The 16,942-nt window shown below is 48.1% G+C and carries 10 protein-coding genes; 6 read left to right on the top strand and 4 right to left on the bottom strand.

The annotated features are described in order from the left end of the window. Positions 1-41: 41 nt before the first annotated feature. A complete protein-coding gene (mfd, locus tag C3Y98_RS01450) occupies positions 42-3,482 on the top strand; it encodes a transcription-repair coupling factor (RefSeq protein WP_135276361.1) in 3,441 nt (1,146 codons plus the stop codon). Between the two features lie 277 nt (positions 3,483-3,759). Continuing rightward, on the top strand, positions 3,760-5,715 hold the full coding sequence (locus C3Y98_RS01445) for a putative bifunctional diguanylate cyclase/phosphodiesterase (protein ID WP_135276360.1): 1,956 nt from the start codon (positions 3,760-3,762) through the stop codon (positions 5,713-5,715). Here C3Y98_RS01445 and hflX read toward each other — a convergent pair. The 4 genes from hflX to C3Y98_RS01425 form a co-directional block, all read right to left on the bottom strand. Next, complete coding sequence (gene hflX, locus C3Y98_RS01440; protein WP_135276359.1) at positions 5,707-7,050, bottom strand: GTPase HflX; 1,344 nt, start codon at positions 7,048-7,050, stop codon at positions 5,707-5,709. The two genes, C3Y98_RS01445 and hflX, sit on opposite strands and share 9 nt — an antisense overlap. Positions 7,051-7,200: 150 nt before the next feature. Next, entirely contained in the window at positions 7,201-8,316 is a 1,116-nt protein-coding gene (gene ald, locus C3Y98_RS01435; RefSeq protein ID WP_135276358.1) for an alanine dehydrogenase, read from the bottom strand. A gap of 88 nt (positions 8,317-8,404) precedes the next feature. Further along, positions 8,405-11,767: a UvrD-helicase domain-containing protein gene (locus tag C3Y98_RS01430; protein WP_135276357.1), complete on the bottom strand. Its 3,363-nt coding sequence runs from the start codon at positions 11,765-11,767 to the stop codon at positions 8,405-8,407. After that, positions 11,767-14,460: a PD-(D/E)XK nuclease family protein gene (locus C3Y98_RS01425; RefSeq protein WP_135276356.1), complete on the bottom strand. Its 2,694-nt coding sequence runs from the start codon at positions 14,458-14,460 to the stop codon at positions 11,767-11,769. Before C3Y98_RS01425 ends, C3Y98_RS01430 begins: the two co-directional genes overlap by 1 nt. Positions 14,461-14,535: 75 nt before the next feature. Here C3Y98_RS01425 and C3Y98_RS01420 point away from each other — a divergent pair, with 75 nt between their 5' ends. From C3Y98_RS01420 to earP, 4 genes are read left to right on the top strand one after another with little or no spacing between them, the layout of a single operon-like run. Continuing rightward, the gene (locus C3Y98_RS01420) at positions 14,536-14,928 is read left to right on the top strand and encodes a hypothetical protein (protein ID WP_135276355.1); all 393 of its coding nucleotides are present in this window, start codon (positions 14,536-14,538) and stop codon (positions 14,926-14,928) included. A 7-nt stretch (positions 14,929-14,935) separates the two neighbouring features. Continuing rightward, on the top strand, positions 14,936-15,421 hold the full coding sequence (greB, locus tag C3Y98_RS01415; protein ID WP_135276354.1) for a transcription elongation factor GreB: 486 nt from the start codon (positions 14,936-14,938) through the stop codon (positions 15,419-15,421). Positions 15,422-15,426: 5 nt separating this feature from the next. Beyond that, positions 15,427-15,777, top strand: a complete 351-nt coding sequence (locus tag C3Y98_RS01410) for a DUF3147 family protein (protein ID WP_135276353.1) — start codon at positions 15,427-15,429, stop codon at positions 15,775-15,777. 6 nt (positions 15,778-15,783) lie between these two features. Next, the gene (gene earP, locus C3Y98_RS01405) at positions 15,784-16,932 is read left to right on the top strand and encodes an elongation factor P maturation arginine rhamnosyltransferase EarP (RefSeq protein WP_135276352.1); all 1,149 of its coding nucleotides are present in this window, start codon (positions 15,784-15,786) and stop codon (positions 16,930-16,932) included. Positions 16,933-16,942: the final 10 nt, after the last annotated feature.

Here is a 16,942-nt window from a genome sequence, read left to right as displayed (position 1 = left end):
TTATAATCTGCCCTTTTCCATCGCAACAAAATCATAAGCTCATGACGCAGAATACCCTGCCAATTCCCAATAAAGGCCAAGCCAACCGACTAACACTCGCAAACAGTGGCGAAGATGCGTTTGCACTAGCGATGTTAGCAACCGCGTCAAAAGCGCAAAAACCGCACCAGCCATTAGTGATTATCACGGCTGGCGGCTTTGATGCACAAAGGCTGCTAGAAGAGATTCCGTATTTTGCGCCTGATTTATCCGTACATTTATTACCGGATTGGGAAACGCTGCCTTATGACCAATTTTCACCACACCCAGATTTAATTTCTGACCGCCTCACTACGCTCTATCATATTGCGCAGAACGCTTTTGATGTTGTGATTGTGCCATTGGCAACCGCACTGATTCGCTTAAGCCCTAAAGCTTATTTAAGCGCCAATACTTTTATGCTCAAAAAAGGGCAGACATTAGATATTGAAGCACTGAGGCTGCAGTGCGCAGAAGCAGGCTATCACCATGTAACTCAGGTAATCTCACACGGCGAGTTCAGTGTGCGTGGTGGCTTAGTGGACTTATTCCCAATGGGCTCAGCCCTGCCCTACCGTATTGATTTGTTTGATGATGAAATTGAAACGATCCGTACTTTTGATGTAGATACGCAGCGTAGCCTCTACCCAGTACCAGAAATCAGGTTGCTGCCAGCACGCGAGTTTCCATTAGATGAAGCCGGCATTGCGCTATTCCGTAGCCAGTTCCGCGAAGCGTTTGAAGGTGACCCACAACGCGCAAAAATCTATAAAGACGTGAGCAAAGGCATCGCATCCGGCGGTATTGAATGGTATTTACCTTTGTTCTTTGAACAAACTGCCACATTGCTAGACTACCTAGCGCCAGATAGCCTGTTGTGCCTGCATGGTGACCTTGACTCAAGTGCACAGCAGTTTTGGCGAGAGGCGCAATCGCGCTACCGCACCTTAGCACATGATGCGGAGCGCCCGTTACTGCCGCCAGAAAATCTACTGATTAAAACTGAAGACTTCTTCAGTGCTACGCATACATTTGCCAGAGTGGTACTCACCACAGGTAATCTAGACGTTGGTAAGACAACAATCAACTTACCAGCACTCGATATCGAGCGCCGCGCAGAGCAACCTTTACATAAGCTGACCGAATTCATCAGTCAATTTAAGGGGCGTATCCTGATTGTGGCAGAAAGCCTAGGGCGTCGAGAAACCATGACGCAACTATTTGCAGAGCATGGTTTAAAAGTCGCCATTTGTGAAACCTGGGCTGATTTCCAAGCCAGCGATGCGCACGTGATGTTGGGCGTCAGCACGCTGCATCGCGGTGTGGTGTTTAGCGACAACCATGCGCAAACCATTGCCATTATTACCGAAGCCGAGCTCTACGCGGCAACCGTGCGCCAACAGCGCCGCCGTGAGAAAGAAAAAGCCCGTAGCACAGAAGGCATGCTCAAAGACTTATCTGAGCTACGCATCAACGACCCAGTCGTGCACGAGCAGCATGGGGTAGGCCGTTATAAAGGTTTGATGAACCTTGACCTAGGCGAAGGTGAAACAGAGTTCTTGCTATTAGAGTATTACGGTGACGACAAACTGTATGTACCGGTTTCACAGCTATTTCTTATCTCACGCTACTCAGGTGGCCCACCGGAATCTGCACCATTACACCGCTTAGGCAGCGGCAGCTGGGAAAAAGCAAAGAAAAAAGCGCTTAAACAAATCCGCGATACGGCGGCAGAGTTACTTAACCTGTATGCGCAGCGTGCGGCCAGACGCGGCCATGCGTTTACCTTAAGCCTGCAAGACTACGAAGCGTTCTGCGAAGGCTTTCCTTTTGAGGAAACCGCAGACCAGCTGGAAGCGATTGAAAACGTCATCAAAGACATGCAGTCTGGCCGGCCGATGGACAGGCTGGTATGTGGCGATGTTGGCTTTGGTAAAACTGAGGTTGCGCTACGTGCGGCATTTGTTGCCGTCATGGGTGGGCGTCAGGTTGCCGTATTGGTGCCAACCACCTTACTTGCCGAACAGCACTTTAATAACTTTAGTGACCGCTTTGCCGAATGGCCGATCAAAATTGCTGAAATCTCACGTTTCAGAACTGCAAAAGAACAAGCAGAAGCTCTGCGTGGGTTAGAAGCGGGAGAAATCGACATTATTATCGGGACTCATCGCCTGATTCAAAAAGACGTGAAGTTTAAAAACTTAGGTCTAGTGATTCTGGATGAAGAACACCGCTTTGGCGTACGCCAAAAAGAGCAGCTCAAGGCGCTGCGTGCTGAGGTGGATGTACTCACACTCACGGCCACCCCGATTCCACGCACATTAAGCATGGCAATGGAGGGCTTACGCGAGTTTAGTGTGATTGCCACCCCGCCGCAGAAGCGCTTAAGCATTAAAACATTCCATACCGAATACTCAGAAGGCATTATCCGCGAAGCGGTGACCCGTGAGTTTAAACGTGGTGGTCAGGTGTACTTCCTGCACAATGAAGTAGATACGATACACTCCATGCGCGAGAAACTTGAGCGTATTCTGCCCGATGCACGTATTGCCGTTGCACACGGTCAATTACGCGAACGCGAGCTAGAGCATGTGATGCGTGATTTTTACCACCAGCGCTATAATCTGTTGCTATGCACCACTATTATTGAAACCGGTATTGATGTACCCACCGCCAACACCATTATCATGAACAAGGCTGACATGTTTGGCCTAGCACAGATGCACCAACTACGCGGCCGTGTCGGGCGCTCGCACCATCAGGCTTATGCTTACCTGCTCACAGAAGCCGGCCGTAAAATCACGGTTCAGGCGCAAAAACGCTTGGATGCGATTCAGCTAATGGAGGATTTGGGCGCAGGTTTCCACTTAGCAATGCATGACTTAGAGATTCGTGGCGCAGGTGAATTGCTAGGCGATTCACAAAGCGGTGAAATGCAGGAAATCGGCTTTAATTTATATGCCGATATGTTGAACCATGCAGTAAAACAGCTGAAAGCTGGCAAAGAGCCGGACCTGAATGCACCACTGGGCGTCACCACAGAAATTAATCTGCACACCCCTGCACTACTCACTAACGATTACTGCCCGGATGTACACGAGCGCCTAGTGATTTATAAACGGTTGGCGAATTGCAACGATGACGACACCTTAGATAACCTGCAAGAGGAGCTGATTGATCGTTTTGGCTTGCTACCCGAGCAAGGTGAGGCTTTAATGGCTTGCCATCGCCTACGCATCGCCGCTAAACCGCTGGGGATTATTAAAATTGATGCGTCGGATGCAGCGATTCAACTACAGTTTAACCCTAGAGCCGATATAGACCCGTTAAAACTAATTAACTTACTGCAACGCGATAAACGATGCCGCATGAATGGACCAGATAAACTAAGAGTTGCTATCGCACTAGAAGCCATCAACCTACGGGCCGACTTTGTGAAAAGCCTACTGAAAGAGTTTGTATAAAAAACTTGGCGCGCTTGTGTCAATGCACAAAAGCGCGCCAATGGTTCAGCAGTAATCCGTCTTAGTTGTAATCGTCTTAGTGATAATCAAACATAACCTAATCTGTCGAGGCACACCACCCACATCGAACTTAAAACTGTCATATAAACTTCATTTAATCAGGCCTCTATCTGATGATAATAGCGACTCAAAATCGCCATAGAAACATACAACTAAATCTTGTATCTATATCAAATCGCTTTACAATGCTTGCATATGTTGGCAAAGGCTTAATGCAGTGAACCAGTTTTTCCGTAAAAGAATCTCCAAATTAGATTTGATTGTATTACGCATTGTCTGCATTTACCTTGCATTTGGTTTGATTTGGATTTTTGGTACAGACTCCGCCCTATTTAGCCTGATTTCCAGTTATGAAGAGTTTTCGATACTAAACACCTATAAGGGTGTCGCCTTTATTTTCATCACTGCCTTGCTGCTGTATTCGCTTGTTCGCAGAACCCTAAAACAGCAACAATCCATAGAACAATCGCTACAAGCAAGTGAAGAGCGCTGGAAGTTTGCGCTGGAAGGTTCTGGCGATGGGGTGTGGGACTGGGACCTGCCGAGCGACCATGTGTACCGCTCTCCCCGTTGGAGCCAAATTTACGGCTATGCTGAAAATGAAATCGCCCCGACTGCGGCTGCTGGTAGGCAATTAGTACACCCTAATGACTTGGCAATACTGATTAGTGATGTTCAAAATTACCTCTCAGGCAATAGTGATGTGTACATTTCTGAGTTTCGCCTACGTTGCAAAGATGGCTCATGGAAATGGACATTAGCACGCGGCATGACGGTGAGCAGGTCTGCGGATGGAAAACCACTAAGAATGATTGGTACTCACTCCGACATTACCAACCGCAAGACCTCAGAAGCACAAGTCACCCATTTAGCGCACTATGACCAGTTAACCGGCTTACCCAACCGCGTGCTGTTTCTTGATCGATTTAAACAAGATATAAAAAAAGCACAGCGCACCGGGCAAATTGTGACGCTGATGTTTTTAGATTTGGATAAGTTCAAAGAAGTAAACGATTCCCTTGGGCACGATATTGGCGATATGCTGCTGAAAGATGTAGCGCGGCGCCTAGAAAGCTGCGTGCGCGAGTCTGACACTGTGGCGCGCATGGGTGGTGATGAGTTCACCATTATTCTTAACGATATTAACAGCCAAGTGAATATCGAGCGCATTGCCCAAGACATTTTAAATCAACTGACAACCCCATTTCATCTCGGCGATGAAGTCATCCACGTAAGCACCAGCATTGGGATTAGCAACTATCCAAAAGATGGCACCGAGGTGGAGCTACTGCTCAAAAATGCTGACCAAGCCATGTACGTGGCAAAAGAGCAAGGACGTAATCGCTACCAATACTTCACACCGATGATGCAGGAAGAAGCTCTAAAACGTATGCGTCTCATCAGTGATTTATGGGGCGCATTAAATGACAATCAGTTCCGCGTTTACTACCAGCCGATTGTAGAGCTGGCAACAGGTGCAATTTTTAAAGCGGAAGCCCTTATCCGCTGGCAGCACCCAACGCGTGGATTGGTGAGTCCTAATGACTTTATCCCTGTGGCTGAAGATACAGGCCTAATTGTAGATATTGGTGACTGGCTGTTTAATGAAGTTGCCAATCAAATGACGAAATGGAAGCAGCACTACCCTAATCTGCAAATAAGCGTCAATAAATCACCGGTGCAGTTTAGAAGCGTGCACGACAACTGTTCTAATTGGATAGAACGCTTAGAGCAGCTAGGATTATCTGGTGAAAATTTTATTGTCGAGATTACTGAAGGTTTGCTGTTAGATGCCAGAGACTCTGTGGTAAGTCAGTTAAATGCATTTAGAGAAGCTGGAATGAAAATCGCGATTGATGACTTTGGCACCGGTTATTCATCTCTGGCTTACCTCAGAAAGTTCGATATTGATTTTGTGAAAATTGATCGCTCTTTTACTTCTAATATCATCCCGAACTCAAGCGACATGGTACTCTGTGAGGCGATTATCGAAATGTCACACAAACTAGGTATGAAGGTGATTGCTGAAGGGGTTGAAACTGATCAGCAACGCGATTTGTTACGCAACGCCGACTGCGACTTTGGACAAGGTTACTTGTACTCAAAACCAGTTACTGTCGATCAGTTCGAACAGCTACTCAACGCCACACAAACTAACTTCACGTTAAACTAATTTCACGCTTTCGCTCAGTTTCTTAACGGCGTCCACTTCACCACGCACTTTAAAAAACGCACCTGTATGATCAGAGGTCTCCGCCAATACCTGACAAGTTGCATAGATATCCTTACGCAACTGCTGCGCATCCCACGGTATAAATAGCTCTGCTTCAATTTGATCCTGCTGATAAAACGTGACTATCTTTTTATGTAGCTGCGCTACATCATCAGGCCGCTTCGCACTCATCACCACACAATCTGGGTAGCGGCTTTGCAGCGTGAGTATCATCTCAGCCTGCGCTGCCTCATCGCCGACATAATCAATTTTATTAAAAACACGGATACGCGGCACATCATCTGCGCCAATCTCGCTAAGCACCTCGTTGGTGACTTCAAGCTGGCGCTCAAAACCAGGATCACTGGCATCAATCACGTGCAGCAACAGCGATGCATCTAACGCCTCGTCTAGGGTCGATTTAAATGACGCAACCAAACCATGCGGCAGATTTTTAATAAAGCCTACCGTATCGCTCACCAGAATACGGGGGATGCTCTCCGGATAGAGCGCGCGCACTGTGGTATCCAGTGTTGCAAACAGCTTATTGGCGACCAGCACTTCACTACCTGTTAGCGCTCGCATCAAGGTAGATTTACCTGCGTTGGTGTAACCAACCAGTGCCACGCCTGCCATCCCTTGGCGCCCTTGCCTGCGCGCACGTTGCGTTTTACGCTCTGCTTCCATCGCGAGAATATCTTGCTGCAGTTCAGCAATGCGGTCGCGGATTTTACGTCTATCTAATTCAGTATGTGACTCACCGGCACCACGGCCGCCTTCACCACTACGCTGCCTGCCTTGTGGGCCAGCCAGCTTAGCTGCCTCACGCAAACGTGGTGCCATATAACCTAAACGTGCAATTTCAACTTGTGCACGTGCGGCACGTGAGCGTGCATTACGGTGAAAAATCTCCAGAATCACCATGGTGCGGTCCATCACCTCACAGCCTACTTCTTTTTCAAGATTACGCGCCTGTGATGGTGAGATTTCATGGTCAACCAGTACGGTGTCAATTTCCCAATCATTGAGATTGGCCGGTGCTTTATCAAACTCAATATCATATGACTCATGGTTCACAAAAGCGCGAATCTCTTCTCGTTTGCCTTCGCCTAGATAGGCTTTGATATCAAACCCGGCACGCTTCTGCACAAAGGTTTTCACCACTTCATAGCCTAAGGTTTTTGCAAGTTCGCGCAGCTCGGTTAACGAGGCTTCAAACTCAGCATCACTCACGTTAGGTAATTGAACAGCGGCGACTAGCGCGAGATTTGAGCGCTCTTTAACTTCTTTTTGCATTAGGAGACAGATTGATTAATTGATTGAGGACAGATAGTACCTGAAAAGTATCATTTGTCCTTGTTGAGTTTGCAGTTAAGTACTATAAATTGTAATTAAAACAAAGCAGTGAGATGCACACTACGAGCATCAATTTAGGCGGCCATCGATTTAGCACATCCCTAATGCCTCTGCTGGCTCGGTAAAGGCAAAACCTAAGGCGCTGGCCACTGGGAGATTGGTCACTTTACCTTGATGAATATTCAAGCCGTTTCTCAAGTCTTCATCATCACGCAGCGCTTGCAAGCCGTTATCTGCCAGTGCAATCACATAAGGCAATGTTGCATTATTAAGTGCATAAGCTGAAGTCCGCGGCACCGAGCCCGGCATGTTTGCCACACAATAATGAATCACGCCATCTACGATATAAGTAGGTGCATCATGTGTAGTGGGGTGAGCGGTTTCACAGCAACCACCCTGATCAATAGCCACATCAACAATCACACTGCCGGGCTTCATGCGCGCCACCATTTCACGCGTAATCAGTTTGGGTGCAGATGCGCCTGGAATCAAAACCGCGCCAATCAATAAATCAGCCATGAGGCAGTGTTGCTCAATCGCAGCTGCCGTTGAGCATACCGTATGCAAACGATGGCCAAATTGTTTTTGTAGTTTACGCAGCACCTCAATATTGCGATCTAGCACTGTCACGTTAGCGCCCATGCCCAGTGCTACATCAATCGCATGCAACCCCACCACCCCGCCACCAAGCACGGTCACTTGCGCTGGCGCCACGCCTGGTATGCCGCCCAGCAACACGCCAAGTCCACCATGTGTTTTTTCGAGGAAATAAGCACCAGCCTGCACTGCGAGCCTGCCTGCCACTTCAGACATCGGCGCCAATAATGGTAATCCGCCCTTACCCGTCACCGTTTCATAAGCAATACAGGTTGCGCCAGAATCGATGAGGTCGCTCGCCTGCTGTGGGTCTGGCGCAAGATGCAGATAAGTAAAAAGCATCTGCCCAGCTTGTAGCCATTGCCGCTCTATGGCTTGCGGCTCTTTGACTTTAACAATCAGCTCAGCGCTTTTAAATACCTCTTGTGCTGCATATACGATGGTGGCGCCGGCTGCTGCATAATGTGCATCTGAGGCACTGATACCGATACCGGCACCCGCCTCCACTATTACTTCATGACCACGAGAGACGAGCTCACGTACGTTTTCTGGCACCAGTCCTACCCGGTACTCTTGCGCTTTGATTTCTTTAGGCACGCCAATCAGCATAAGCTCACCCCCTAATCATTTTTTGATGACACAAGCAACAGTCACAACGCACGGGCTAACTGCTCATCAGCCGATGATGTATGATTGTTTATATCATAACCAGCTTACCTATACTTAAAAATAAAATCGCTTTCTTAATCGGGTAGGTTTCATGTGCAAACAACATAGCGTAGTTTTCTAATTGCGCTTTGTATTGCGCGGCCACCGCCTTAAGCTCACTCTCTGCCATATCCGTCGCTAAAATCACCGATTTGTAATCAATAATCCAGCGAATACCATCTTCTACAAAGGTGCGGTCTATCACATAGCTTTTCACCGCATCCTGCTGACTGCGTGTAATACCTAGCTCGGACTCAGCATCTGGTCTTGCTTGCAGCACCCACTGGCCATCTGCACTGTTTAGCGTTTGCTGTAATATGCGCTGCACCGCCGCTGCCGCCTCATTAGATGCTGCTGAGGCATGGCCACGCTGACGCAGCCAGTGCTGCATTGCAGGCGCCAGCGTTGCAAGGCGAGCCGTCGTCCAGTGAGATACACCTTGCTGTGCAATGAGCTCCATATAACGGTGCGCTAAGGTCCCTGTATCTGCATCCAAACTACTATGATAGCTAGGTTTTACATTAGGTTTAGCATAGCTAGTCGCCGCCTGATTCGCTTGCAGCGGCAAAGGCACAGCTGGCTGTACAAGCCGCACCAGTTGTGGCGTGAAGTTTGCAATATCATCCAGTGCCTGTTGTTCGGATGCCAATTGCGGATCAGACTCAAATACTGAGGCAACACTTGGCCATAACAAATCCAAATACGTGTTTTTATTGGGGCTGATTTCACCCTTGGCGTTCTGGTTGGCGATACCAAACAGGTGTAGTTTGCGCTCCACCCGCGTTGCTGCCACGTAGAGTACACGTGCAGACTCATTAGCATCACGTGCCTTTTCACGTGACTCTAAATAATCATATGGGCTCACTTTGTCTTTATCGCGCGAACCCTTGGGAATATAGGGTGCAGCAAGCAGTTCATGGCTATCAGACGTTTTAACCTCTTCCCACAGCACTAATGGCTTGTCAGTATTATTGCCGCCCGTTGGAGCGCCTAATCCTAATAGAATCACGGTATCAAACTCCAGCCCTTTGGACTTGTGTATCGTCATCATTTGCAGATGTTCACCGTGGCTATCAGGTGCAGCAAACAGTTTGGTAATTTCACTTTCCATGCGCTCTGGTGAAAATTGATTACTACGGTCCAAGCCATCTAAACATGCAAAAAATGCCTGTACATCCACCACGTCTGCCGCATCCCATAAGCAATCCGTACCGTTTAACATCAGCCAGACGCCTCTAATCCAGCGGCTCACGCTCATACGGCCTTGGCTTGCGTAAGCTTCAGCCAACACCTCACGTATATGCAGCAGGCGCGCTTGTCCATCTACAGATAGTTGGCTAACAATATCGTTATCTTGCATGAGCGACCAAACCGTACGGTGATGGTCACGCCCGGCTAGCTCATATAAATCATGCAAAGTTAAGCCGCACCAGGGCGCACGTAAAATAGCCAGCCAGTGCACCCGATCTGCTCTGTGGTGCAATGCATGCATCAGAGAGAGCAAGTCCTGCACAATCTGCCGACCTTCCAGCGCCTCAATATCTACTGCTTGAAACGGAATATCTTGGTGATCACGCCGTAATCGGCTCACTAAATGCGATAAGTGTTTTTTGGACCTGACCAGCACTGCAATTTTCTGCGCTGGGTGATGGCTGCGTTCCTGTTGAATAATACGAATCACGGCCTCTGCCTCACGTTGTGCAGCGGCCTCGTAGTTTTCGTCTGCCTGCTTAATCAGCGGATGCACCTCCACGCCAGCTTCAGGCATTTCTTGCCTAGTGGCGATAAATGGCCGGTAATGAATCGCCCCCTGCGTCACTTCATCTTGCATGGGGAATATTGGTGCAAAAGTCTGGTTGATCCAATCAATAATGGCCGGACAAGAACGATTGTTACGGTACAGCTGTAACCGCTCCAAGTAGATGTTACCAATACCGTTCACCGCGGCATCAATAAACAGGCCTACATTGGCTTTACGAAAGCGGTAGATAGACTGCATCGGGTCGCCCACGGCAAATAAAGTACGTCCATCATCAAATTGCCAGCCCAATGTTAACTGCTCAATCAATGCCACCTGACTAGGGCTTGTATCCTGAAACTCATCCACCAACAAATGCTGAATTTGATAATCCAGCTTTAGCGCTAGCTCAGTTGGCTCGCCAAAATGGTCTGACAATGCATGGGTAGCCCGTTGTGCAATCTCTACAAAATCCACCTCGCCGGCACGCTGAAACACTAGCCACAACTCAGCAACTGCTAACGTGAGCAGTTTGGAGAGCGTGGTAATAATTTGCCAGCTTGTGTTCTCGTTACTTAAATCAGGCAAGGATTTAACACGATATAAGGCCGGCACATCCTCAACAGCGTGAATAATCTCCATCAATGCGCTTTTTTGCGCACGGCCTTCATCTGTGGCCGGAAACCCGATCTTCACATTTAAACCGCCTTCTTTGCGCGGCTCCCCGCTTGCAGTTAACAATAGCTCGGCTAAGGCACACCACATTGGCAATGCTTCTTGCTTTTGTGCCAGTGGCGTTTCCCAATCCACTAACAAGGCGACGGGGTGATCACAAGGCAAGTTTGACGCGGCAAAACGTGCTGTAGGCATTAATAAATGCTGCAATCTAAATGGCACCGCGTGCGCGGCAACTTGCAGTTCCTGCTCTACCAAGTAGCGCAAAGTTTGCTGCAGTTGCTCAGCATCCACTTCATGCTGAGCATGATGTAGCCACTGATCGCGCTTTTCCAACATTTTAATCAGCAGATTTTTAAGCTGATTCGTATCATTATCCACATAACGTAGCGCTGTTTTCACTAAATCGCCATGCTCGGTACCGTTAACTAAAGCAAGCGCCTGCTCAGCGGCTTGCGCATACAACACGCCGGCATCGGTTGTTACCTGCGGCTGTGCGCCGAATCGGCTCATCAATGGCATTTGCCGTGCCAAATGCGCACAAAGGCTATCAATGGTAAAAATGCGTAGCCGTGACGGGTTTTCAATCAACTGCCAGTTTTTCTGGCTAGATTGTTGCAGCGCCTTTAAGCTCAGATCGTAAGTAATTTGCTTATGTGCCTGCGTGGGTATTTCTTTGCTATCAGCTTTTAACAGGCTATCCAGAATACGCAAGCGCATTTCTGCCGCAGCCTTATTGGTAAAGGTAATGGCAATAATCTCTTCAGGCGCATTGACTGTTTGTAATAGCTTTAAATAGCGCTGGGTAAGTAGCTCTGTTTTCCCTGCACCAGCAGGCGCTTCTACAATAAAAGAAGATAAATCCAGTGCGCGTAAACGGTTTTGCGCGTCAAGCTCCAGCACTTCTGCCGCGGTATTGTTGGTTTGGTCTACACTCATCAAACAACACCCTGTGCATCCGCAGTCTGAAACCGCTCAAATTGCAATTGGCGCTCAGGCAGCCTGAGTAGGGTTGTCACTTCGCAATACATCAGATCAGAGGCATCGCTAAAACGTGTTGCCGCTTCACCGGCTTTAAGTTCCAGCGCAATGTCTTCAATACAAGCTTTCCAATGGTTTAACAAGTGTGGCCAATCTATGAAATTTTGGGTAAAAGTTGGTTTACGCTTGGATTGCTCGGCTTCAAAGTTAACTTCGCCTACCCCAGTAAACGCATGATCGGCAGTTTTCACCATACCAAAATAGATACCGGTAACAGGGTTGGTGTTATCAGCATAAAAACTGGCGTAGATGGGCAGTTGCGGCTCTGTAATACGGTCTTCTCCCCAGTTTTTGGTTTTAGGCGTTTGCCCGGTTTTATAGTCAATAAATTCCAAACCGCCATTTTCCAGCTGGTGCACTCGGTCAATTTTCAAGGTCACTTCAATCCCACAAATTTGCACGATTTTGGTCACTTCACAACCTACGATTTTGAACACTACGCCACGCTCTTTTTCAAACTGTAGCCAGTCACCGACCAGATTAAAAAGCCGCTCATGCTCCAGCTCAAGTATCGCAGCGGAGGCAACGTCAGTATCAGCCGCAAACTCTTTTAAGGTTAAACTCACCGCCTGTTGTAACGCCGGGGTGAAATCATCCGTACTCATGTCACGCAAATCGGCAAAGTGGCGTTTTTCCCAGAACCGTTCTAATACATCATGTACCAATGAACCGCGCATGATGCTATCTAAACCACTGGTAGGAACTTTGAGCGCTTTCGCGCCCAGACGATATTGATAAAACGCCCATGCAGGACAAATTGCCTGCGCTTTCAGCAAGCCAGTCCCCCCTGATACGTGATCCCCCTCTTGCACAATCGGCGCCCTGTGGTCATCCATGTGCTCTAAAGTTTCATGTGCTTTAAGGCTTAACTGCTCAGCTAGCGTTTCAGCCAGGCTGACATCGGCAGTCAGCATCGGGATATTTTGCATCAATGGGGAGGCACGTAGCTGGCTCTCCCCTGCGGTGCGGCTACTTGAGAAAGTAATCTGCCGTGCAGAATACAATAAGCGGTGATGTATGGTTGCCGCAAATGTTGCCTGAATACTGTCATCCGCGTTGGGTAAACCTGCTAAGCGTTGAATAAATGCAGGCAATAATGGATTCGGACGGGCCGGAGGCGGCCAGATATGGTCATTCATATGCATGCACCAAATGGCATCGACTGGCGCACTCAGCCCTTCCATAATCCCCAATATCTGAATCGCAGGCGTTTGTTCTGTTTCAGGCTGAAACACTTGGCTGGTACATATTTGCTGCAAATAAGCCACTGCTTGATTGGCAGAAATGCGCCGCCCCAACACATCCAACTGTGCCAGCTGCTGCAATGCCTTTTGCCATGCATTGATTGCCTGATACTCCAAACTGCTAATCGTACGCTCACCAGGCCAACCTAAATGCTCAAGCAACGCATCTAGCACTTCGCCCCATTGCGCAGCGTGCGCCAGTTTGCTCGGCACTGCCGCCATCACTGCGTTAAGGTCATACAACAACTGCTTCAGGTTCAAGCCATCGTCATGCTGCTTCTGCGCAAACACAACAAAACTAGCTAGCGTAAACTGCGCAGGGAGTTTTTCACGCATCTTTGCGTCAAGCAAAGCACGCGCATCGGCTTCTTGCTGACTTGCAGACCAAAATGGAGAAAGCAACATAGCAGAAACATCTGCATAAGCTAATTGATAAGCCGTCACTAACCTTAATAAATGCAATGCGGCCTGCACTACAGGCTGCTGCGCCAGTGGCGTGCCTAAAGAAAAATTATAACGACGCGGTATCGCAGCCAAACTTGGGCGCACACTCTCAGGGTAAAACACATCATCCAGTAAATCTGCCAGCTGATTTCTCACTTCACTCAAGCGTGGGGTCACAATCGCAATCACGGCATTGGGCTGCGCTGCCAAATATTGTGCAGCCCATGCCACCGCAGCGCGGCACTCTGCATCCTCGTGCTCCAAGCACACATGCTGGGTTTGTGCGGTCTCACTGGCAATGGTGGTGTAATCTTCAACCAGCACACCACGCTGTATTAAAATCTCACGCAAGCGCTTCTCTTGCGGTGCAGTTTGGTCAAAACCAGCAAACGCGATTCTAGATGGCAATACACTGCTTGCATCAGCCAACTGAGATAGTTGCCAATCTAAATAACGCACGCTTTCCAGTGCATTTAATTCACTGCAACGCGCCTGAAAAACCTGCTGCCATAATAAGAACTGGCGGCACTCCTCTGCCTGATGCTCGCTTGGCACATGCAAACGCCAAGCCACCACGTAGCGGTTTGCCTCCATCGCCGCCTTGGCTAAGCCTGAAACATCAAACAGCTCTCCAAAGGCATTTTTCTTCAGTGATTGTGTAACCACCTCTTCCCACAACAACTGCTCATTAAAACCACTTAATGCATAAGGCGAGCGCTGCGCTGCAATCCCGCCAGTGAGTAAACTTTCCTCAATGATATGCTCCAGCCATTGCGATAAAGTCTGTACCTCCGGGCTATGCCACTGGGTTTGTGCTGCTTGCAGGTGCTGCTGTGCGATGTCGGTCTGGATACTGCGCGCCAACCGGGCGGATGGACAAAGGATGAGCGTCTTTAAAGTCATTTCACAATTCTATTGGATTATTTGTAATAGGCAAATAAAATAGGTGCACTCACAACCTAAAGCCTGAAACGAACCATGTTAACTCGACTTCAAAAAATATTGACTTATTTCACCTTGCTGATACTGGTTCCTTGCGCGCTGTTTGCGCTTTACACCTGGGCATCATTAAGCTGGGTTTATTCCTCAGGCGAGCGTGCAGGCTATGTCCAAAAGCTCTCGCAAAAAGGTTGGGTTTGCAAAACTTATGAAGGTGAGCTCATTTTAGTTTCCATGCCGGGTACGCAGGCGGAGAAGTTCTTTTTTACCGTTAGAGATGCCAGCGTGGCAAAAAAAATCAACACAACTGTTGGTGAGCGTGTGCGTCTAATCTATGAAGAGCACAAAGGTGTACCGACCACCTGCTTTGGTGAAACCAGTTTTTATGTCAAAGATGTGCAATTACTAGACGAAACTAAAGCGAGCAAATAGTTACCTCATGGCCGCTACCGACGAAAAGAATTACATCACGCCTGAAGGCTTTGAAGCGCTTAAGGCAGAGTTTCACCAGCTGTACAAAATAGAACGTCCAGAGGTGGTACGTACCGTTTCATGGGCTGCCGGCAATGGCGACCGCAGTGAAAATGGCGACTACATCTACGGCAAACGACGCCTGCGCCAAATTGATAGCCGCTGCCGTCATTTAATGCGGCGCATGGATTTAGCTGAAATCGTAGATGCCAGCCAACAGCAGCACCTAGAAAAAGTATATTTTGGCGCCTGGGTCAGTTTATACAATCTAGACGATGACACCGAGCACGTTTATCGGATTGTAGGTAAAGACGAGCTGGAACCAAGCAAAGGCTATATCAGTTGGGTGTCGCCTTTGGCAAAATCCTTATTGGGTAAATCTATCGGTGACACCGTCCGCGCCGCCACGCCCAAAGGTGAAGCAAGCTTCGAAATCGTTGAGATTAAATATTAACCGCCATGATCTACCTCATCATTAAATATCTGCTGACAGCATTAGCAATTGTTGTTATTTCAGAAACGGCTAAACTTAGCGATAAACTTGGTGGTTTGGTTGCCGCACTTCCCTTAATTACCATCATCAGCCTCATTTGGCTTTATATTGAGCATCAGCCCACCGCGAAAATTGCCAATCATGCCTATTACACATTTTGGTATGTCATCCCCACCCTGCCTATGTTCCCAGTGTTTGCATGGATGCTGCCAAGGTTTGGATTCTGGCCTACGCTACTCACCTGCATATTGATCACCGCAGTACTGTTTTACGGCTACGCGCAACTACTAAAAATTTTTAATATTCACCTGCTGTAAATCCGCATGGCAATAGATAAAAACTGGGATATATTCTGCAAAATAGTCGATAACTTTGGCGATATTGGCATCTGCTGGCGTCTAGCAAAACAATTGCAAAGCGAGCACCAATTAACAATCCACCTGTATATTGATGACCTGCATGTAGCCCAGCAACTGATTCCAGCCATCGACACCTCACTCGGGCAGCAATCCATTCAAGGCATTAGCATCATTGCATGGCATGCTGATACGAAACTCCCTGCAGCGGCTCCTGTCGTTATCGAAAGCTTCGCCTGTGAACTACCGCAAGCCTACCTCGATACCATGCAGCCAAGCACGGTTTGGATTAATTTAGAATATTTATCGGCTGAAAGCTGGGTGGATGATTTCCATGCAAAAAGCTCAAAACGCGGCGCTTTAACGCGCCACTTCTTTTTCCCGGGCTTCACCACCAGCACCGGCGGTTTGTTGCGGGAACATGCGATTACTCAACAGCAACAACGACTCGCTCAAACACCCACACAGCAACAAAGCTTCTGGGACAGCTTAGGCTTGGCACACAGCCCACACTTAAAAGTATCTTTATTCTGCTACCCGCATGCGCCGATTACTACCTTATTGTTAGCAATGGCACAATCCAGCCAGCCCATCAGTTGCTACGTGCCTGCCAGCAGCATCTTACCCAGTGTGGCTGATTTTTTTGGCCAAAGCGCACTGCACATTGGCGGTACATTCACCCAACAAAACCTTACGCTGCATGTAATTCCGTTTTTAAGCCAAAGCGATTACGACCAACTGCTCGGCTGCTGTGACATCAATTTTGTACGTGGAGAAGATAGCTGGATACGCGCCATTTGGGCAGGCAAGCCTTTTATCTGGCAACCATACTTACAAACAGAACAAACCCACATTAAAAAACTGCATGCATTTTTAGATTTATTTTATGCACAATGTGCAGACGCTACCAAAGTGGCTGCTTATAACTTGCACAATGCATGGCTATCAGAGCAGATATCCACCGCAACATGGCAGGATTATTTAAGCCATCTCAGTGCACTCAACACTTACAGCAGGCAGCAATCCAATGCACTTGCACAGCAAACGGATCTAGCCACTAAGTTGGTGATTTTTAGTGAAAAGATCATAAAAAATATCTCAGAAAATAAGGTATAATGCGCGATTT

Origin of the sequence: Methylotenera oryzisoli (assembly GCF_004661485.1) — a bacterium.
Taxonomy (GTDB): Bacteria; Pseudomonadota; Gammaproteobacteria; order Burkholderiales; family Methylophilaceae; genus Methylotenera; species Methylotenera oryzisoli.
This window is presented reverse-complemented; position numbering and strand designations above follow the sequence as displayed.

What these genes read in the sequence shown, in the direction of transcription:
- mfd (WP_135276361.1), top strand. Translation starts at nt 42, where the DNA reads ATGACGCAGAATACCCTGCCAATTCCCAATAAAGGCCAAGCCAACCGA.
- hflX (WP_135276359.1), bottom strand. Translation starts at nt 7,050, where the DNA reads ATGCAAAAAGAAGTTAAAGAGCGCTCAAATCTCGCGCTAGTCGCCGCT.
- ald (WP_135276358.1), bottom strand. Translation starts at nt 8,316, where the DNA reads ATGCTGATTGGCGTGCCTAAAGAAATCAAAGCGCAAGAGTACCGGGTA.
- C3Y98_RS01430 (WP_135276357.1), bottom strand. Translation starts at nt 11,767, where the DNA reads ATGAGTGTAGACCAAACCAACAATACCGCGGCAGAAGTGCTGGAGCTT.
- C3Y98_RS01425 (WP_135276356.1), bottom strand. Translation starts at nt 14,460, where the DNA reads ATGACTTTAAAGACGCTCATCCTTTGTCCATCCGCCCGGTTGGCGCGC.
- C3Y98_RS01420 (WP_135276355.1), top strand. Translation starts at nt 14,536, where the DNA reads ATGTTAACTCGACTTCAAAAAATATTGACTTATTTCACCTTGCTGATA.
- greB (WP_135276354.1), top strand. Translation starts at nt 14,936, where the DNA reads ATGGCCGCTACCGACGAAAAGAATTACATCACGCCTGAAGGCTTTGAA.
- C3Y98_RS01410 (WP_135276353.1), top strand. Translation starts at nt 15,427, where the DNA reads ATGATCTACCTCATCATTAAATATCTGCTGACAGCATTAGCAATTGTT.
- earP (WP_135276352.1), top strand. Translation starts at nt 15,784, where the DNA reads ATGGCAATAGATAAAAACTGGGATATATTCTGCAAAATAGTCGATAAC.